The sequence below is a fragment of the Salibaculum sp. genome, from assembly GCF_035270045.1.
Classification (GTDB): Bacteria; Pseudomonadota; Alphaproteobacteria; order Rhodobacterales; family Rhodobacteraceae; genus Salibaculum.
Map to the genome: position 1 here is coordinate 1 of NZ_DATFIP010000032.1, position 19,187 is coordinate 19,187.

16 protein-coding genes and 1 pseudogene are annotated in these 19,187 nt (G+C 62.7%); 13 read left to right on the plus strand and 4 right to left on the minus strand.

The genetic code is table 11. The features are described 5' to 3' along the window. The coding region (locus VJ897_RS05300) for a hypothetical protein (protein WP_324053937.1) at nt 1-208 on the minus strand (208 nt) is incomplete at its 3' end. Between the two features lie 3 nt (nt 209-211). On the opposite strand from VJ897_RS05300, the gene tssH reads away from it, so the two are divergent. The 6 genes from tssH (at nt 212) to rfbA (ending at nt 7,608) form a co-directional block, all read left to right on the plus strand. Next, entirely contained in the window at nt 212-2,959 is a 2,748-nt protein-coding gene (gene tssH, locus VJ897_RS05305; RefSeq protein ID WP_324053939.1) for a type VI secretion system ATPase TssH, read from the plus strand. A gap of 67 nt (nt 2,960-3,026) precedes the next feature. After that, nucleotides 3,027-4,136, plus strand: coding sequence for a peptidoglycan-binding domain-containing protein (locus VJ897_RS05310; RefSeq protein ID WP_324053941.1), 1,110 nt, complete (start codon nt 3,027-3,029; stop codon nt 4,134-4,136). A 140-nt stretch (nt 4,137-4,276) separates the two neighbouring features. Next, nucleotides 4,277-4,837 carry a dTDP-4-dehydrorhamnose 3,5-epimerase gene (rfbC, locus tag VJ897_RS05315; protein WP_324053943.1) on the plus strand — a complete coding sequence of 187 codons (561 nt, stop codon included), beginning with the start codon at nt 4,277-4,279 and terminating at the stop codon, nt 4,835-4,837. A 4-nt stretch (nt 4,838-4,841) separates the two neighbouring features. Then, nucleotides 4,842-5,885 carry a dTDP-glucose 4,6-dehydratase gene (gene rfbB, locus VJ897_RS05320; protein ID WP_324053945.1) on the plus strand — a complete coding sequence of 348 codons (1,044 nt, stop codon included), beginning with the start codon at nt 4,842-4,844 and terminating at the stop codon, nt 5,883-5,885. Continuing rightward, the gene (rfbD, locus tag VJ897_RS05325) at nt 5,882-6,739 is read left to right on the plus strand and encodes a dTDP-4-dehydrorhamnose reductase (protein ID WP_324053947.1); all 858 of its coding nucleotides are present in this window, start codon (nt 5,882-5,884) and stop codon (nt 6,737-6,739) included. Before rfbB ends, rfbD begins: the two co-directional genes overlap by 4 nt. Then, on the plus strand, nt 6,736-7,608 hold the full coding sequence (gene rfbA, locus VJ897_RS05330) for a glucose-1-phosphate thymidylyltransferase RfbA (RefSeq protein WP_324053949.1): 873 nt from the start codon (nt 6,736-6,738) through the stop codon (nt 7,606-7,608). The genes rfbD and rfbA overlap by 4 nt, the downstream gene beginning before the upstream one ends. On the opposite strand, the gene VJ897_RS05335 is transcribed toward rfbA, so the two are convergent. Further along, on the minus strand, nt 7,609-9,015 hold the full coding sequence (locus VJ897_RS05335; RefSeq protein WP_324053951.1) for an MraY family glycosyltransferase: 1,407 nt from the start codon (nt 9,013-9,015) through the stop codon (nt 7,609-7,611). It lies immediately after the preceding gene. Nucleotides 9,016-9,344: 329 nt separating this feature from the next. Between VJ897_RS05335 and VJ897_RS05340 the strand changes: the two genes are divergently transcribed. From VJ897_RS05340 to msrA, 7 genes and pseudogenes are all read left to right on the plus strand, one after another. Then, nucleotides 9,345-10,922 carry an ABC transporter substrate-binding protein gene (locus tag VJ897_RS05340; RefSeq protein ID WP_324053953.1) on the plus strand — a complete coding sequence of 526 codons (1,578 nt, stop codon included), beginning with the start codon at nt 9,345-9,347 and terminating at the stop codon, nt 10,920-10,922. Nucleotides 10,923-11,015: 93 nt separating this feature from the next. After that, nucleotides 11,016-11,999, plus strand: coding sequence for an ABC transporter permease (locus VJ897_RS05345; protein ID WP_324053955.1), 984 nt, complete (start codon nt 11,016-11,018; stop codon nt 11,997-11,999). Between the two features lies 1 nt (nt 12,000). Continuing rightward, entirely contained in the window at nt 12,001-12,951 is a 951-nt protein-coding gene (locus VJ897_RS05350) for an ABC transporter permease (RefSeq protein WP_324053957.1), read from the plus strand. Further along, nucleotides 12,948-13,937: an ABC transporter ATP-binding protein gene (locus VJ897_RS05355; RefSeq protein ID WP_324053959.1), complete on the plus strand. Its 990-nt coding sequence runs from the start codon at nt 12,948-12,950 to the stop codon at nt 13,935-13,937. The genes VJ897_RS05350 and VJ897_RS05355 overlap by 4 nt, the downstream gene beginning before the upstream one ends. Next, complete coding sequence (locus tag VJ897_RS05360; RefSeq protein ID WP_324053961.1) at nt 13,934-14,899, plus strand: ABC transporter ATP-binding protein; 966 nt, start codon at nt 13,934-13,936, stop codon at nt 14,897-14,899. The genes VJ897_RS05355 and VJ897_RS05360 overlap by 4 nt, the downstream gene beginning before the upstream one ends. A gap of 164 nt (nt 14,900-15,063) precedes the next feature. Continuing rightward, a pseudogene (locus VJ897_RS05365) lies at nt 15,064-15,186 on the plus strand (oxidoreductase); the annotation flags it as partial. 104 nt (nt 15,187-15,290) lie between these two features. Continuing rightward, on the plus strand, nt 15,291-15,953 hold the full coding sequence (gene msrA / locus VJ897_RS05370) for a peptide-methionine (S)-S-oxide reductase MsrA (protein WP_324053963.1): 663 nt from the start codon (nt 15,291-15,293) through the stop codon (nt 15,951-15,953). Here the strand turns inward: msrA and VJ897_RS05375 are convergent. Both VJ897_RS05375 and VJ897_RS05380 read right to left on the minus strand, forming a co-directional pair. Then, nucleotides 15,950-16,816, minus strand: a complete 867-nt coding sequence (locus VJ897_RS05375; RefSeq protein ID WP_324053964.1) for a ribokinase — start codon at nt 16,814-16,816, stop codon at nt 15,950-15,952. The genes msrA and VJ897_RS05375 overlap by 4 nt on opposite strands. Further along, nucleotides 16,816-19,071 (minus strand): NADP-dependent malic enzyme, encoded by a 2,256-nt coding sequence (locus VJ897_RS05380; RefSeq protein ID WP_324053966.1) that lies wholly within the window; start codon nt 19,069-19,071, stop codon nt 16,816-16,818. The genes VJ897_RS05375 and VJ897_RS05380 overlap by 1 nt, the downstream gene beginning before the upstream one ends. Nucleotides 19,072-19,187 lie beyond the last annotated feature (116 nt).

The window sequence follows — 19,187 nt, forward strand, 5'->3', positions numbered from 1 at the left end:
AGCTGGGCTGGACCAGCTTCATGCGCCCTGACACCACCGAGAAGGCACCGGCCGAAAGCTCTGAGCGCGTCACATGCGCGATCTTCTCGGCCTCGTACCTACGCCAGGCCGAGATCGCGACCGCGCCCGAAACGATGAGGCCCCCGAATATTTCCAACAACATCGAAGACAGTGGTGATGCCCCCGACACCACCGAGACAGGAGTCATGTCATGACAGAGATCAGCCTCGAAACCGTCACCGGAAAGCTCAATCGCGTGGGCTACGATGCCTTCATGCAGGCCCTGCGCCATGCCCGTGGCGAGGGCAACCGGCACCTGGAGCTGACACACTGGATCTTCCACCTGCTTGAGAATGAACGCTCCGATGTTACCGTGTCACTGCAACACTACGGCATCGACCGAGGCCGCGTGCTGGGCGATTTCGAAAAGGCCATCGCGGGGCTGCGCCGCAACGTGACCGAGATGCCGGGCATTTCCGCCCACATGACAGACGCGCTGGATCGCGGCTGGCACTACGCCACGCTGCTGTTTGGCGAGGCCCAGATCCGGTCGGGACATGTGTTGGTCGCCATGCTGCGCACACGCGACCTCTACCAGGCGCTCAAAACCATCAGTCCGCTGATGGCGACACTGGACGCCGACCAGATCGTCACAGATGCACGCACCGTTTGGGCCGGTTCAGAAGAAGAGGACATGCGCCCGATGGACGGCTCCGGACTGACCGGCGCGGGCGGCGAACCCGGACACGAGCCAGGCACCGGACAAACCGCGCTGGGACGCTTTGCCATCGACATGACCGCCCAGGCCGAGGCCAGCAAGATGGACCCGATCGTCGGCCGCGACGAGGAAATACGCCAAGTCATCGACGTGCTGATGCGGCGGCGGCAGAACAACCCCATCCTGACCGGCGAGGCGGGTGTCGGCAAGACCGCCGTCGTCGAAGGCTTTGCACAGGCGCTGGCCGCCGACAAGGTACCGCCGGCGTTGCAGGGTGTTCGGCTTTTCGCACTGGACATCGGCCTGATGCAGGCCGGCGCCAGCATGAAGGGCGAATTCGAGCAGCGCCTGCGTTCTCTCATTGACGAGGTCCAGGCCTCACCAACCCCGATCATCCTGTTCATCGACGAGGCGCACACGCTAATCGGCGCAGGCGGCGCAGCGGGCACAGGAGATGCCGCCAACCTGCTGAAACCGGCTCTGGCGCGCGGCACCCTGCGAACCATCGCGGCCACGACATGGTCGGAATACCGCCAGCATTTCGAGAAAGACCCGGCGCTGACCCGCCGTTTCCAGCCTGTCAACGTGGACGAACCCTCGATTGACCGGGCCTGTACCATGCTGCGTGGGCTGCTCGACCCGATGGAAGCACATCACAAGGTGCGCATTTCGGACGAAGCGGTGACGGCGGCCGTCACGCTTTCGGCACGCTACCTGCCCGCGCGGCAATTGCCCGACAAGGCAGTGTCTTTGCTCGACACGGCCTCGGCCCGTGTGGCGATCAGCCAGTCGGCAGTCCCTGCTCTGGTCGCGGATCTCCAGGCCGAGATCGCCGCGCTGGAAACCGAACTGTCTGCCAAGAAGGCCCAGGCAGACTTGGGCGAGACCAGCGCCGACCGCATCGCCGAGATCAACGAGACACTGGAAGAAAAGAGAACCGCTCTGGACGCGGCCGAGATGCATTACCAACGGGAAAAGGACCTGGTCGACGATATCCTGTCGCTGCGCCAAAGGCTGACCACGGCGCGCGGCGGGAACGCGCAGGAAGCCGGAGAAAGCGAGGCGGTCTGGGGCAAGGACGACGCGGAAGCCGCAGAAGATGGCGGCGCGACACCACCCACTGAGCCCGAGGCGAAAGCAATGAGCGGCGACCCCGAGGCATTGCGGGCTGAACTGGCCGCTCAAGTCGGCGTCCTTGAAGGCGGCGATCCAGACCGCCGCATGATCTATGCTCACGTGGACGAACAGGCCGTCGCCTCGGTCGTGTCCGACTGGACGGGCATCCCTGTTGGCCGAATGGTCACCGACGAATTGCGCGCCATCCTCAACCTGCCCGATCAGCTGCGTGAACGGGTCATCGGCCAGGATCACGGCCTGACCCAGATCGCAAAGCGGATCGAGACCAACCGCGCCGGGCTGGACAACCCGGGCAAGCCCATCGGTGTCTTCATGCTCTGTGGTCCCTCGGGCGTGGGCAAGACCGAGACCGCGCTGGCCCTCGCAGAGGCGATCTACGGGGGCGAACAGAACGTCATCACCATTAACATGAGTGAATTCCAGGAGGCGCACACCGTCTCGGCGCTCAAGGGGGCGCCGCCGGGATACGTGGGCTACGGCGAGGGCGGTCGCCTGACCGAGGCAGTGCGCCGGAAGCCCTACTCGGTGGTGCTTCTGGACGAGGTCGAGAAGGCACACCCCGACATTCACGAGCTGTTCTTCCAGGTCTTTGACAAGGGCATCCTGGAAGACGGAACAGGCCGCAAGGTCGATTTCAAGAACACGGTGATCCTTCTGACCTCGAACGTGGGAACCGAGGCGATCATGGACATGGCCGCGCGCGGCGAGACCCGCCCCGACCCGGATGAGCTCAGCACGGCTCTGCGCCCGCACCTGCAACAGGTGTTCCCACCCGCGCTTCTGGGGCGCATCGTGACGATCCCCTACTTCCCGCTGAACCCGGATGTCCTGTCCGGCATCGTGCGGCTCAAGCTGGACGCCATCGTCGAGCGCATGACAGCGGGCCACGGCGCGAAACTGCACTACTCCGACGCGGTCGTCGATCACATCGTGGCCCAGTGCAACGACCCCGACTCGGGCGGTCGCGTGGTCGACAACATCATCACCAACTCCATCCTGCCCGACCTGTCGCGCGCCGTGCTCACCCGCACGCTGGAGGGTACCGAGTTCGCCAGCGTCGAGGTGGGGATGGGCGAGGAGGGGTTCGATTACAGGATCGATTAGGGCCGCAAGGCCCATACCGGATCTTGCCAGTGTGACAACGCCCATATTGACCGAAAGGAGATTCCCCATGCCCATCAACAGCTCGCTTTTCATTTCCGGCAGCGTCGGCGCCGGCGGTCGCAACAAGAACCAAGACGTCGCAGCGGTGCAGCAAAGGCTCAACGACCTCATGAACCCGCCGCGCCAGCCGCTGGTGGTCGACGGGCTGTCAGGCCCGAAGACGATCCGTGCGATCCGGGATTTCCAGAAATGCGTCATGGGTTTTCATCGCGGCGACGGACGGGTTGATCCAGATGCCAAGACGATACGCGGGCTCAGCGACCCGTCCTCGGAGGGAAAGTGGGCCGGAATGTCGATGCCGTCTCAAGAAGATATGCGCCCCCCCAAGGGCCCGGGTGCCGGGCTGAGCGAGCCGGAACTGGACAATCACGAAAAGCTGCACGCTGCTATTTCGAACGAGCTGGAAGACCAGGACTACGCACAGGAATTTCTTGACGAGTCCCTCAAGAACTACGGCCCCGCGGTCAAGGGCATGATCGCAACCCTCGGTGAGGCCGGGAACATCCTCAAGGTCGCGCAGGGGATCAAGGTCCTCAAGGATGCCGGGCTGTCCGCGCCGCAGGCAGCGCAGGTCCTCGGTGTCTTGCTCAGAACAAGATCGGCCCCGATGTCCGTCGCGTTCCTCAAGGAGATGGGCAAGCACGGACAGTCGATCGCGCCCAAACTCAGGGCCCTGGGCAGGGGGGCAGTCGTGCTGTCTGTCATCGTGACTGCCCTGGAATACTACAACCACTGGCAAAAGGGCGAATACGGCGCCGCTGCCGGAAAAGCCTATGAGCTGGGTATGAGCGTGGCCGTGCCCTGGGCCGCCGTGATTGGCGCGATACAGGCTGTCATCGAGGGCATGGCCCCGACCCTCAAGGGCAATCCCTATTTTGACGCCAGCTTCAAGATTCTCCGCACCTTGAATCCGATCGCAGCGGGCGGCGTGGGCATCGACGCCGTTGTGACCATCGTCAACATGACCATCGAGGGGCTTATGACCGGAAAGATCAATTGGTCCGAGCTGGACAGGCTGGTTGAACGCATGCGGAACAGTCCACTCGGCGTATTCACCGAGATCGGCGATTCCCTGGGCGACGCCGCCTTCGACTTCTACGAGTGGGCTTCGAGTTGACCACAGGGTTTTTGCAAGTTCGAAACCGTGGCGTCCATGGAAAGGGCGCAGGCGCCTCTCCATCAGCCCTTCGCCCGCCTTTCCCGTGACATCCTGATCCGGTCTTGCTAAGCGGAACCAGCATCGAGCGGAGGTTTTTCGTGCAGGTTCTGAAGACAGGGTTGCCGGGTATCGTGATCATCGAACCGGCGCGGTTCGGTGATGATCGTGGCTTCTTCTCGGAATCCTGGAACCGGCGTCGCATGGCCGAGGCGGGTCTGGACATCGACTTCGTACAGGACAACCATTCCCTGTCGAGACAGGCGGGCACCCTGCGGGGGCTACACTTTCAGTCGCCGCCCCATGCGCAGGCCAAGCTGGTGCGCTGTGGCCGTGGAGCGCTTTTCGACGTGGCCGTCGACATCCGCCACGGCAGTCCGACCTACGGCCAGTGGACGGGGGTCGAGCTGAGTTTCGAAAATGGCCGTCAACTGTTTGTCCCCGAAGGCTTTCTGCATGGCTTTGTCACGCGGCAGCCCGAGACCGAAGTTATCTACAAGTGTTCCGACTACTACGCGCCCGACTGTGACGGGGCCGTGCGCTTCGACGATCCGGAACTCGGCATCGACTGGGGGCTGGACGGTGACCCCGTGCTGTCGGACAAGGATGCCGCCGCGCCGCGCCTGCGCGACCTTCCTGCTTATTTCACATGGGAGGGCTGAGGCCATGAAGCTGCTCGTGACGGGGGGCTGCGGCTTCATCGGATCGGCCGTGGTGCGCCTCGCCATCGCGCGCGGCCACGCTGTGATCAATCTCGATGCGCTGACCTATGCCGCCTGCCCGGACAACGTGGCCGAGGTTGCCGAGGACCCGGGCTATGCCTTCGAACATGCAGATATCCGCGACCGTGTCGCGCTCGACCGGATATTCGAAGCTCATACCCCCGACGCGGTGATGCACCTGGCGGCAGAATCCCATGTCGACCGGTCGATCGACGGCCCGGGCACCTTCATCGAGACGAATATCACCGGGACCTACCAGTTGCTGGAGGCGGCACGCGCCTTCTGGGTGCGCCACGGCAAACCTGAAGACTTCCGGTTTCATCACATCTCGACCGACGAGGTCTTCGGCACGCTCGGGGCGGAAGGGCAGTTCACCGAGGACACGCGCTACGATCCGCGCAGTCCCTATTCCGCCTCCAAGGCGGCGAGTGACCACTTGGTGCGCGCCTGGAACGAGACCTACGGCCTGCCGGTGATTCTGAGCAATTGTTCCAACAACTATGGCCCCTTCCATTTCCCCGAGAAGCTTGTGCCGGTCATCATCCTCAACGCGCTGGATGAAAAGCCGCTGCCGATCTACGGCGACGGCTCGAACGTGCGTGACTGGCTCTATGTCGAGGATCATGCCGATGCGCTGCTGCTGGTTCTGGAAAAGGGCAAGCTGGGGCGCAGCTACAACATCGGTGGTGAGAACGAGCGCAGCAACTTGGAACTGGTGCGCACGATCTGCGCCATCCTCGATGAGAAACGCCCTCGCGACGAGGGGTCATATGCCGATCTGATCGAATTCGTCGCCGACCGTCCCGGGCACGATGCACGCTATGCCATAGATCCCGAACGCATACGTGAGGAACTGGGCTGGCGGCCCTCGGTCACGGTCGAGGAAGGGCTGGCCCGAACCGTTGACTGGTACCTGATGAACGAGGGCTGGTGGCGCGCGCTGCAAGACCGTGACGGGGTCGGTGCGCGACTCGGCGTAAGACCATGACCCTGCTCGTCTTCGGCAAATCCGGCCAGATCGCCACCGAGCTGGCCCGCCGCGCGCCCGGGGCGGTGTTCCTTGGGCGGAAAGACGCGGACCTTTGCGATCCCGAGGGATGTGCAGCGGCGATCCACGCCCACGCTCCAAACGCCGTGATCAATGCCGCCGCCTATACCGCCGTTGACCATGCAGAGGACGACGAAGCCGTGGCAATGCGCGTCAATGCCGATGCTCCCGGGGCGATGGCTGAAGCCTGCGCGGCGCAGGGCGTTCCGCTGTTGCATATCTCGACCGATTACGTGTTCGACGGCAGCGGCGACACAGCCTGGCACCCCGGGGATGGGCCCGGCCCACTTGGCGTTTACGGTCGTACCAAGCTGGCCGGCGAGCGGGCCATCGTACAAGCCGGTGGGCCTCATGCCATCTTGCGCACATCCTGGGTGTTCTCGGCGCAGGGGGGAAATTTCGTGCGAACCATGCTGCGTCTCGGCCGGACCCGCGAGGCGTTGTCGATCGTCGAGGACCAAGTCGGCGGGCCGACCCCTGCGGCCGACATCGCGGCGGCCTGCCTGAGTATCTCAGGCGCCCTGCGCGAGAACCCAGGGCAGACGGGTATATATCATTTCGCGGGCTGGCCAGACACCAGTTGGAAGGGCTTTGCAGAAGCGATTTTCGGAATGACCGGTCACGCCGTGTCCATCACCGGCATCCCCACGTCGGACTATCCCACACCGGCCAAAAGACCTCTCAATTCCAGGCTCGATTGTCGCACAACGGAACACGCCTTTGGCATTACACGTCCCCGGTGGCAGACCGGTCTGCGTGACGTCCTGAAGGAACTCGGAGACCTGAGACAATGACTGATCGCAAGGGCATCATCCTGGCCGGCGGGTCCGGCACGCGGCTTTATCCCGTCACGCTGGGGGTGTCGAAGCAGCTGTTGCCAATCTACGACAAGCCGATGGTCTACTATCCGCTATCGGTTCTGATGCTGGCCGGTATCCGGGAGATCGCCGTCATCACGACCCCCCAGGACAGTGCCCAGTTCCAGCGCGTCCTGGGCGATGGAAGCCAATGGGGTATCCAGCTCACCTTCATCACCCAGCCCGCGCCCGAAGGGCTTGCCCAGGCCTATACGCTGGCCGCGGATTTCCTCGATGGCGCTGCCTCGCTGATGGTGCTGGGCGACAATATCTTTTTCGGCCACGGGCTTCCAGACATGCTGGCGAGGGCTGCCAAGCGCGACAGCGGTGGCACGGTCTTCGGCTACCGGGTTGCAGACCCGGAACGCTATGGCGTTATCGACTTCGGCACGGACGGAACCGTGCGCGGGATCATCGAGAAGCCCGAAAAACCGCCATCCCACTATGCGGTCACAGGCCTTTATTGCCTGGATGGCACCGCCCCGGAGAAGGCCGCCCGAGTCACGCACTCGGCACGGGGCGAACTGGAGATCACTTCGCTGCTGGAAATGTACCTGGACGAGGGGACACTCGCCGTCGAAACGATGGGTCGGGGTTATGCCTGGCTCGACACCGGCACCCATGGCAGCCTGCTCGATGCGGGGAACTTCGTGCGCACACTGGAAACGCGCCAAGGCCTTCAGACGGGCAGCCCCGACGAGATCGCCTTTGCGAATTCCTGGATCACGGCGGCGGACCTGGGTGCGCGCGCCGACCACTTTGCCAAGAACGACTACGGCAAATACCTCCGCAGCCTGACCGGGTAGTCAGCCGTCCGATTTGCTGCCCGCCACAAGGCCCACGACGCTACCATTCCGCACAGTGGCTTCGAATTCCTCCCGTGCCTCCAGCTCGGTGGCAAAGGTGGCCTGCCACTCGATCGGTTCGCTATCACGATCGATGATGGCCAGCCGCCAGATTGTCTGGCCCGGCTCACGGTAGATGCGCACTTTCAGGTCACAGCCGTTATCGGTGTAGGTATGACTGTAATTCGAGTGTTCGATAGCCGCCACCGTCCCACTTGCTTGCGAACCTGCATCTTGCCGGGCGCACCTGTATTTGCGCCGCCGGCGGATAGCCAGCCGGGTGATCGCCACATGAGTAACGCCAAAGAGTGTTGCAAAGAATGCGAGCGCAATCCAGGCCGCCCGTGGATCAGCCGCCAGCGCGACCCCGGTAAGAACGGGCATGATGACCAGTGGCGTCAGTGCCAAGGTCGTGAGAGGGTTCGAACGTTTACGGTGGGCACCGCCAAGAAAGACGATTTCGATGCAGCGGCGCGTCTTTTGGTGCAGGTGCATTCGGTCCGGCTCAAAGACCGGCGCCCGCCCCACCAAACGCCGCGCAATGGAGTGCAAGGTATCGGCGAAGGGCCAGAACAGCACCAAAACCAATGCCGGCACAGCGATCTCGGAGTTTCGGTCGGCCAGGAGAAAGGCCAACCAGATCAGGACATGCCCGACACCATAGGACCCCGCATCGCCCATGAACATGGTCCCGAAAGGCCAATTGAGCATGAAGAACCCGACCATGGCCGCCCCTACGATCGCTGCCATCATCGCGATGTCGGACTGGCCCGCCCCATGTGCCAGGATCGCCAGCCCGGCCGCAGCCACGGTAATGACCACCGCCGCCAGCCCGTTCATCCCGTCCACCAGGTTGGTCGCGTGGCAGAACCCGGCCGAAACGATCACGGTCAGCAGGATGCCGGTGGGCGCAAAGCGCAAAACCTGGTCAAGCCCCGGCATGTTGGCCCGGCCTACCCAGGTTTCGAGAAGAATGACAGCCAATGCTGCGGCGAGGAACGAGGCGATCAGCCGCCGCAGGGGCGAGGCACCATAGCCCAGATCCTCCCACAAACCGGCCAGAAAGGCCGGTGCCGCGGAAAGAACAAGTAGCGCCGGCATGGCCGGGCTATCCCAACGGGTAACGAGCAGGCCCGCGCCCAGGCCGGCAAAGATGGCGATCCCCCCGAGACGCATCGGGTTTCCGAAATGCGAGGATTGCACCGCCTGCGCATCGTTCCGTTCCCGCATCAGGCGCGACAAGGGGCGACGGTTCACGGTAATGGCCAGCGCCACGATGACAGTAGCAAGTGCCACAACCAGAAGGCGTGCCCAGAAATGGGGGAGAGCCCCTGACAGGGCCAGGTCCGTATTGAGAGTGGCAAACATGACGACCAAGGAACCCCGCAGCGGGGAAGGAAGAAAAATCTAGCGCAAACAGGGGCCGCGCGTCTCTTGCATATTGCGAAGGGCCCGGCACATTTGCAAAGGGATTCCGGTCGATGACGCCGCATCGCGGCGAAAATGGCACGCTGGTGCAACAGCCCGCTCAACTGCTGCAAGTACGAGCACTGGATAAGGGTTCATGGCTACAGTTTGATTTACCTCGCGTCACCCCCAGCAGATGGCTTGTCTGCCCAGCAGCTTTCGCTCTAGTCTCGGTGATGGTCGCGCGGCCGGGACAAGGCTGCCGAATAACTGCAACCTGGGAGAACAAGATGAAATATCAAACCGGTATCCTGGCAGCGGCGCTTCTGGCGTCGACGTCGATCGGCGCTTCTGCCGAAACGCTGCGCTGGGCGCGGGCGGGTGATTCCCTAACGCTGGATCCCCATGCCCAGAACGAGGGGCCGACTCACACGCTGTCGCACCAGATCTACGAGCCGCTGATCATCCGCGACATGACCGGGGCACCGCAGGCCGCACTGGCGACATCCTGGGCACCCAGCCCTGAAGATCCGAGCGTATGGGTCTTCGAGCTGCGCGAGGGTGTTACCTACCATGACGGCGCGGATTTCACCGCAGAGGATGTGGTATTCTCGATTGAACGTGCGAAGTCCGAGAATTCCAACATGAAGGAACTTCTTGCCTCGATCATCGAGGTGCGCGCGGTGGACGATTACACAGTGGAGATGGAGACCGACGGCCCGAACCCGATTCTCCCGGCGAACCTGACCAACCTGTTCATGATGGACAAGGGCTGGACCGAAGCGAATGACGCGGTCGACGTGCAGGACGTGGAGGGTGGCGAGCAAACCTTCGCCGCAGCCAACGCAAACGGCACCGGCGCCTACGAACTGGTGAGCCGCGAACCTGACGTGCGCACCGTCCTGACCCAGAACGAGGATTACTGGGGCATGGACGAATTCCCCATGGAAGTGACCGAAATCATCTACACCCCGATCCAGAACGCCGCGACCCGCGTCGCGGCACTGCTGTCGGGCGAGGTGGACTTCATCCAGGACGTGCCGGTGCAGGACCTGGGCCGCGTCGCGGATACCGAGGGCCTTGTCGTGAAGACCGCACCACAGAACCGCGTGATCTTCTTCGGCATGAACATCGGTGCGGATGACCTGGCCAATGACGACGTCGACGGCGCCAACCCGCTGGCTGATGTCCGGGTGCGTCAGGCTATGAACATGGCCATCAACCGTGAGGCCATCCAGCAAGTGGTCATGCGTGGCCAGTCGGAGCCTGCGGGCATGATCGCGCCGCCCTTCGTCAACGGCTGGACCGAAGAGATGGACTCGGTGGAAACGGATGTTGACGCGGCCAAGGCGCTGATGGCCGATGCCGGCTACGAGGACGGCTTCTCGATCCAGCTGGACTGCCCGAACGATCGCTACATCAACGACGAGGCGATCTGTCAGGCCACCGTGGGCATGCTGGCACAGATCGGTGTCACCGTGAACCTGGATGCCAAACCCAAGGCACAGCACTTCCCTCTGATCACCAATGCCGAGACCGATTTCTACATGCTCGGCTGGGGCGTTCCGACCTACGATTCGGAATACATCTTCAACTTCCTGGTTCACACCCGCGGCGACGAGCGCGGAAGCTGGAACAACACCGGCTATTCCAACCCCGAGCTTGACGAGATGATCGTCTCTCTCGCCTCCGAGACCGATCTCGAGGTCCGCAACGAAGACATCGCGTCGATCTGGGAGGTCGTGCAGGAGGAAACGCTCTACCTGCCAATCCACCACCAGGTCCTTAACTGGGGGATGACCGATGCCGTCGGCATCGAAGTCAGCCCCGAGGACGATCCGAAGTTCAAGTTCTTCGAAATGAACTGATCCGACCCAACAGGCGGGCGGCGCGAGAAGTGCCGCCCGTCTTCGTCCTGCGTCCTTCAGGGTGCGGGGCGGTCGATTCCGGGGGTCCCGCACATGCTTGCCTACATCATCCGCCGCGTGGCGCAGTCCATTCTGGTGCTTTTCGTCGTGGGGCTTGTCGCCTTTTCCATGTTCCGCTTCGTCGGTGATCCCATCGACAACATGCTGGGGCAGGAACGCACTCAGGCCGATATCGAACGTCTGCGCGAGCAGCTGGGCCTCGATCAACCCTTCGTCGTGCAATATTGGCGGTTTTTGGAACAGGCGGTGCAGGGCAATTTCGGCCTGTCGTATCGCCAAGGTCGCCCGGTTGCCGATATCCTGATCGAGCGTCTTCCCGCCACCCTGGAACTGGCCTTCATTTCTGGCCTGATGGCACTGATCGGGGGCATTGCACTAGGGATCTTCACCGCGATCCGTCGGCGCGGCCTGTCAGCCAACATCATCATGACCGGCTCGTTGATCGGCGTGTCACTGCCAACCTTCCTCATCGGTATCCTGCTGATCTACCTCTTCTCGGTCGAGCTCGGCTGGCTACCCAGCTTCGGGCGGGGCGAAGTCACAGATCTTGGATGGTGGACCACCGGGTTTCTGACTGAAAGCGGCCTCAAGGCCCTGATCCTGCCCGCGATCACGCTGGGCCTCTACCAGATGACGCTTATCATGCGGCTGGTCCGAACCGAGATGCTTGAGGTTCTGCGCATGGACTACATCCGGTTCGCCCGCGCCCGCGGGATTCGCGAGCGCGCGATCAATTTCCGCCATGCACTCAAGAACACTCTTGTTCCGGTCATCACCATCACTGGCCTGCAACTGGGCAGCATCATCGCCTTCGCCATCATTACCGAAACCGTGTTCCAGTGGCCCGGCGTCGGCCTGCTCTTCATCAACGCGATCCAGTTCGTCGATATCCCTGTCATGGCGGCCTACCTGATGCTGATCTCGGTCATGTTCGTGGGCATCAACCTGATCGTCGACATGCTCTATTTCGCGATCGATCCGCGCCTGCGCGCGGACCGCACGCAGGGAGGCAACTAAGATGACAGACTCAGCCGAAACCAGGGCTCCTGCGGCCACGAACCGGGCCCGCCGTATCTGGGACAGCGATTTCGTCTGGTCGTTCCGTCAGACACCAGTCGCGATCATTTCGTTCTTCGTGGTCATGGTGCTGGTCCTCGCCGCTGTCGTTGCGCCGCTGATCGCGCCGCATGATCCTTTCAACCCGGCCACGCTGAACCTGATGAACGGCTTCACCCCGCCGGGCGAGCCCAATGCCTTTACCGGCGACCAGTTTCTGCTGGGCACCGATGACCAGGGGCGCGATGTCTTTTCGACCATTCTATACGGAATGCGGATTTCGCTGTTCGTCGGGTTCGCGGCCGTGATGCTGGCGATGGTGATCGGCGTCACGCTGGGGCTGCTCGCGGGCTACCTCGGCGGTTGGGTCGAATCGATCATCATGCGCGTGGCCGATGTGCAACTGACCTTTCCGGCGATCCTTGTGGCAATGCTGATCTTCGGCATTGCCAAGGGGATCACCCCCCCCGAATACCGTGACCAGATGGCGATCTGGGTTCTGATCCTGGCCATCGGACTGTCCGACTGGGTGCAGTTCGCCCGCGTGGTGCGCGGTGCGACCCTTGTCGAGAAGGGCAAGGAGTACGTGCAAGCCGCCCGGCTGATCGGCCGCTCGCCCTTTGCCATCATGCTACGGCACATCCTGCCCAACGTGCTCAACCCGGTTCTGGTGATCGCCACGATCTCTCTGGCGCTGGCCATCATCGCGGAGGCTACCCTGTCATTCCTCGGGGTAGGCGCGCCGCCGACCAAGCCCTCGCTGGGTACGCTGATCCGCATCGGTCAGGAGTTCATGTTCTCGGGCGAATGGTGGATTCTCTTCTTCCCGGCCCTTGCGCTCCTCTCACTGGCCCTCTCCATCAACTTGCTGGGCGACTGGCTGCGCGACGCCCTGAACCCGAGGCTGAGATGACCCAGACACCCGTTCTTTCCGTCCGCAACCTCGTCGTGGAGATTCCCACGCGCCACGGTGTGCTGCGCCCGGTCGACCACGTCAGCTATGACATTCATGCCGGTGAAATCCTGGGTGTCGTGGGTGAATCGGGCGCTGGAAAATCCATGGCCGGCAACGCGGTGATCGGCCTGCTGGACCGGCCCGCGCGCATCGCATCGGGAGAAATCCTGCTGTCCGGGCAACCCATCCATGCCCTGAAGGGGGACACCATTCGCCGCCTGCGCGGCAAGAAGATGGGAATGATTTTCCAAGACCCCCTGACATCCCTGAACCCCTTGCTGACCGTCGGCGACCAGCTGACCGAGACGATCCTCGAACACCTCAGGGTCGGACAGACCGAGGCCAGAAAGCGCGCCATCGCCGCCTTGGAAGAGGTCGGAATCCCCGCCGCCGCCCAACGGATCAGCAGCTATCCGCACGAATTTTCCGGCGGGATGCGGCAGCGGGTGGTCATCGCGCTCGCGCTTTGTGCCGAGCCGGATCTCGTGATTGCCGATGAACCCACCACCGCACTGGATGTCAGTGTCCAGGCCCAGATCGTCGCACTTCTTAAACGGCTCTGCCGCGACCGTGGTGTGGCCGTGATGCTGGTCACCCATGACATGGGCGTGATCGCCGAGGCCGCAGACCGCGTCGCCGTCATGTATGCCGGACGCTTGGCCGAGCTTGGACCGGTCCGTGAGGTCCTGACAAACGCGCGCCACCCCTATACCGCAGGGCTCATGGCCTCGACACCGTTGGCCAGCCAGGGGCGCAAGCGGCTGCGGCAAATCCCAGGTTCGATGCCACGGCTGGGCGCCCTTCCCAGCGGCTGTGCCTTCCACCCCAGGTGTGAATTTGCGCAGGAACAGTGCCGAAACGAACCCGGCCCGACGCTGGACCGCTGTGATGGTCGGGCCGCCTGCTGGTTCCCCCTGACCACCGATCAGAAGGTATCCGCATGAGCGCGCTGATTTCTGTCCGCGACCTGACCCGGGTCTTTGACGTCTCGAAACCCTGGCTCAACCGCGTGATCGAGCGCCGACCCAAGGCCCTGCTTACGGCCGTGTCCGAGGTAAGCTTCGATGTTCCGGAAAATAGTGTTTACGCCCTTGTCGGCGAAAGCGGTTCTGGCAAGTCCACCATCGGAAAGATCATGGTTGGGCTGGTTCCGCCCAGCAATGGATCAGTCAAGATTGAGGGGGTGGATCTGGCCACGGAGACGGATCAGAGCAAGATCGAAGCGGTCCGCGACGACATCCAGATGATCTTTCAGGATCCCTTCGCCTCGCTCAACCCGCGCTGGCGGGTGCGCGACATCATAGAAGAACCGGTCTCGGCCAAGGGCAGGCGGACCAGCGGCCTGGCCGAAAAGCTGCTCGAACAGGTCGGCCTGTCTGCTGCCGATGCCGGAAAATACCCGCACGAGTTTTCCGGAGGGCAGCGGCAGCGGATCTGCATCGCCAGGGCACTCGCCTCGGAGCCGCGGATCATCGTCTGCGACGAGCCGACCTCGGCGCTGGATGTCTCGGTACAAAGCCAGGTGCTGAATCTCATGTCCGACCTGCGCGAGGAACTGGGCCTGACTTATCTGTTTATCAGCCACGATCTGACCGTGGTGCAGCACATGGCCGACGTGATCGGCGTGCTCTACCTGGGCCGGCTGGTCGAAGAGGCGCCGCGCGACCGCTTGTTCAACGAACCCAAACATCCCTACACACAAATGCTCTTTGATGCGGCCCCCCGGATGGATGCCTTCGGCCGCGAGATCGACCCGCCCAAGGGGGAGATCCCCGATGCCATCAACCCGCCGCCGGGCTGTGCCTTTCACCCGCGCTGTCCGCTGGCCACGGATCGATGCAGGACGGAAAATCCCGAGATGCGCAATATCGGAACGACCCGCGTGGCATGCCACCACGCGCAGTAAATCGCTCGGGGTAACAAACAAGGGCGTGATCGCAGACTTTCTGCACGAAAGGGCCGCAACCGGCACGCACCAAGGGAAGGGACGCCAGGTTCAACGCACTGATCGTTCGCAAGGATGGCGAAACGGGCAAGACCACCGCCAAGGTCAAGCAAATTTCCGAGGCGGACCTGCCCATGGACACGCTCGACGCGATGGTCCAGCCGGCATCTCTCGCCGATCTTCCGCGGCTGGGCGCGGAGATCCTCAAAATCCGCGTCAGGGACCGCGTTGTAGTGGATGTAAACGCTTGGCAGACCGCGCGATTACGGTGTCACGAGCTCGTGACATCACGAGCCCTTGAATTGTCCCGCAGCAATCTGGCCCTCATGTTCCAATCGCATGGAGGGGCACAATGACTCGTGTAAGCCGGAACCTTAAGACCGCCATCCTGATCGGGGCAATTGTCCTGGGATGGATCGTGCAATCGACCACCGCGCAGGCGCGGGACATGCAGGTTCTGACCGTGGCCGGTGGCTGCTTTTGGTGCGTCGAGGCCGATTTCGAGAAGGTCGCCGGCGTTCAGGAGGTCGTCTCGGGTTACACCGGAGGCACGGTCGAGAACCCCACCTACAAGCAAGTGACGCGCGGCGGCACCGGGCACTACGAGGCCGTGGAAATCCGCTATGACGCTGATCGCGTCTCGGCCCGTCAGCTTTATGACCTGTTCTTTCGCTCGATCGACCCAACGGATGCCGGCGGCCAGTTCTGTGACCGTGGCGAAAGCTATCGCACCGCCATTTTCGTCTCTGATTCTTCGGAAAGGCAACAAGCGCGGGCCGCCAAGGCCACCGCTGAAAGCGAGCTGGGCCGATCCATCGTGACCCCGATCCTGGACGTCGCGCCCTTCTATGAGGCCGAGTCCTACCATCAAGACTACTACAAGGGGCAGGACCGGATCATCACGCGGCGTGGGATCAAGACGAAAGCCGAAGCCTATGATTTCTACCGCGAGGCTTGCGGCCGGGATGAGCGTATCCGCCAGCTCTGGGGCGATGGCGCCCCCTTCGTGAACTAGCCGCGAAAAGCCTGCACCTCGGCCAGGTCTGGGATCACGTCAGCGGTACCATGTCGTGTGACCATAAGCGCGGCGGCGCGGCTGGCCTGGTCCATTGCCTGTCGCATCGGCACACCGCGCGCCAGCCCCGACAGCACATACCCTGTAAAGGTGTCGCCTGCTCCGGTTGTGTCCACAGGCTTGACAGTCAGGGCCGAAATATGGACTGGGCCTTCCGGGCCAAACCATGTCGCACCGTCATCACCTTTCGTTACGATTACATGCTCCACCGGCAGAGCTCCGGGGGATTGGCCAATGGCCTGCTCCAACTGCTCGGCCTCAAGCGCGTTCAGAATCAGGAAATCGAGGCTGTCCAGAACCGCCGTGACACGATCAGCCTCGAAGGGCGCGGCGGCGTAAGCGACCCGAAGGCCCATGGCCTTGCCCAATTCGGCCGCTTCGGTCTGCAGGCAGGTTTCGTTCTGCATGACCAGCCAGTCATCGGTTCTTGCCCGGGTCAGGGCCTGTTCCAACGCGTCGGGCGGGATCGCCATGTTCGCGCCGGGGTGCAACACGATGGTGTTTTCCCCAACCGGATCCACGAAAATCATGGCTTGGCAAGTCTCGGTCTCGACCTGGGAGATGTATCGGGTATCAACGCCGTATTCCATGAGCCGATCGACCGCCCAGCGCCCGTCTGCGCCCACCGCACCAATATGGCACACATGCGTTCCGGCCCGCGCAGCGGCGACCGAAATATTGGTGCCCTTTCCACCAAGAAATACCTGCCGCCCGGACGAGGTGATGGTTTCACCCGGAGCCGGAATATGCGGCACGTCGTAAATGTAATCCGTGTTGATCGAGCCAAGGTTCCAGAGCGTCATCACCCCACCTTGCAGGCTGCCAGAACGGCCATGTTCAGGATGTCGTTGACCGTGGATGTAGTCGAACAGATCTGGATGGGCCGGTCGATGCCCGAGAGGATCGGGCCAATCACCGTCGCGCCGGCCATTTCCTGCATCAACTTGACCGAGATCGAGGCCGAATGCCGCGCGGGCACCACAAGGACATTGGCCGGGCCAGTCAGGCGGGAAAAGGGGTAGTTTTCCATGGCCCTGGGGTTCAGGGCGACATCAACGGTCATTTCGCCCTCGTATTCGAAATCCACGCCGCGGGCGTCCAGTTCGCGCGGCGCCATGTGCATCTTGGTGGCCCGCTCGGACACGGGGTAGCCGAACGTCGAGAAGGACAGGAAGGCGACGCGCGGTTCCAGGCCCAGGTCCCGTGCCACTGAGGCGCCGCGTTCCGCGATATCGGCCAGGTCTTTCTCGTCAGGCCATTCATGCACCAGCGTGTCGGCGATGAGAACGATCCGGCCCTTGTTCAGCACCGCTGAAACACCGACGGCCCCGTCATGGGGGTTGGCGTCAAAAACATGGTTGATGAGTTCAAGCACATGTGCCGATTTGCGTGTCGCCCCGGTCACCATGGCGTCTGCATGGTCGTGGGCCAGCATCAGGGCCGAAAACACATGCCGGTCCCGGGCAGCAAGCCTGTGGATGTCGTGCCGGTCGTGCCCCTTGCGCTGGAGCCGATGATAAAGGAATTCCTTGTAAGTCTCGAGGTAGTCAGTATTGGCCGCGTTGACCACGCGGAGTTCGCGCACGGCATCGCCCAACCCTTCGGACTCGAGCTTCTGTTTGACGTCCTGTTCCCGGCCCACGACCAGCGCCCTGCCATAACCGCCCCTTTGATAGGAGACGGCGGCGCGCAAAACGCGGGGGTCGTCGCCCTCTGCAAAGACCACGGTCGACTGGTTCTTGCGAGCCCGGGCATTGATGCCACGCAGGATCGAGGCGGTCGGGTCCATCCGAGTCTTGAGCGATTCCTCGTAACCGTCCATGTCGACGATGGGCCGACGCGCAGCGCCCGTTTCCATCCCGGCACGGGCCACGGCGGGCGGAACCACATGGATCAGGCGGGGGTCGAAGGGGGTCGGAATGATGTAGTCGCGCCCGAAAGTCAGCTTGCGGCCATAGGCCATCGCGACCTCGTCGGGCACGTCCTTGCGCGCCAGTTCAGCCAGTGCATCGGCGCAGGCGATCTTCATCTCGTCATTGATGGCGCGTGCATTGATGTCCAGCGCGCCGCGGAACAGGTAGGGAAAGCCAAGAACGTTGTTGACCTGGTTTGGATAATCACTGCGCCCGGTGGCCACGATGGCATCGACCCGCACGGCATGGGCCTCCTCGGGAGTGATTTCCGGGTCGGGGTTGGCCATGGCGAAGATCACAGGGTTGTCGGCCATGCTCTCGACCATCCCGGGCGTCACCGCTCCCTTGACCGACACCCCGAGGAACACGTCGGCCCGCTCCATTGCCTCTTCCAGGCTACGCAGGTCCGTCTTGATCGCATGGGCCGATTTCCACTGGTTCATGCCTTCGGTGCGACCCTGGTAGATCACGCCCTTGGTGTCGCAGACGATGCAGTTCTCGTGCCGCGCCCCCATGGACTTGAGCAGTTCTATACAGGCGATGCCGGCGGCTCCGGCGCCATTCAGAACGATTCGGCAATCCTCGATTTTCTTTCCCGACAAGTGCAGTGCGTTGATCAACCCGGCGGCGCAGATCACGGCAGTGCCGTGCTGGTCATCATGGAAGACGGGGATGTCCATCTCTTCCATGAGGCGCTGTTCGATGATGAAACATTCGGGCGCCTTGATATCCTCGAGGTTGATCCCACCAAAGGTCGGTCCCATCAACCTGACCGCCTTGCAGAATTCATCCGGGTCCTCGGTATCCAGCTCGATATCAATGGAATTCACATCGGCAAAGCGTTTGAACAGCACCGACTTGCCCTCCATTACCGGCTTGGACCCGGCCGCTCCAAGATTGCCCAGGCCGAGGACGGCCGTGCCGTTCGAGACCACGGCCACGAGGTTACCCTTGTTGGTATAGTCGTAGATGGTTTCGGGGTTCGCGTGGATTTCCTCACAGGGCATGGCCACGCCGGGGGAATAGGCAAGCGACAGATCACGCTGCGTGGTCATCGGGACCGTCGGCTGGATCTCCCACTTGCCGGGCGTCGGCTCGATGTGGAATTGCAGCGCTTCCTCGCGCGTGATGCGTTGCTTGGTCATGTTGTCCCTCCCGGCCAGCGCGAGCAGCTTTACGGGAAAGGACCTTGGCGGGGCAACCGCTCTCTTTTCGGCTTTCGTCGCTAACATGGTCTGGTTTAGGGTCAGCCAACAGGCAT